The following is a 327-nucleotide window of genomic DNA, read 5'->3' on the forward strand; positions in this document are numbered from 1 at the left end:
CACGGTGTGATTCATGACTGGGGTGAAGTCGTAACAAGGTAGCCGTAGGGGAACCTGCGGCTGGATCACCTCCTTAATCGACGACATCAGCCTGCTGATGAGCTCCCACACGAATTGCTTGATTCATGGTTGAAGACGATCAAGACCTCCTGGGGTCTAGCGTTGTTCCTGATCAGAACTTGGAAATGAGCATTCGCTTCGAATGTTGATTTCTGACTTTTGTCAGATCGTTCTTTAAAAATTCGGATATGTGATAGAAATAGACTGAACACCAGTTTCACTGCTGGTGGATCAGGCTAAGGTAAAATTTGTGAGTTCTGCTCGAAA

Annotated in this window: 1 rRNA gene; it reads left to right on the forward strand. The window is 45.9% G+C overall.

Going from position 1 to position 327, the window contains the following annotated elements:
* Nucleotides 1-76 (forward strand): 16S ribosomal RNA (locus tag JOY50_RS28725); the annotation flags it as partial.
* Nucleotides 77-327: the final 251 nt, after the last annotated feature.

Origin of the sequence: Pseudomonas sp. BP01, from assembly GCF_022760795.1 — a bacterium.
Classification (GTDB): domain Bacteria; phylum Pseudomonadota; class Gammaproteobacteria; order Pseudomonadales; family Pseudomonadaceae; genus Aquipseudomonas; species Aquipseudomonas putida_Q.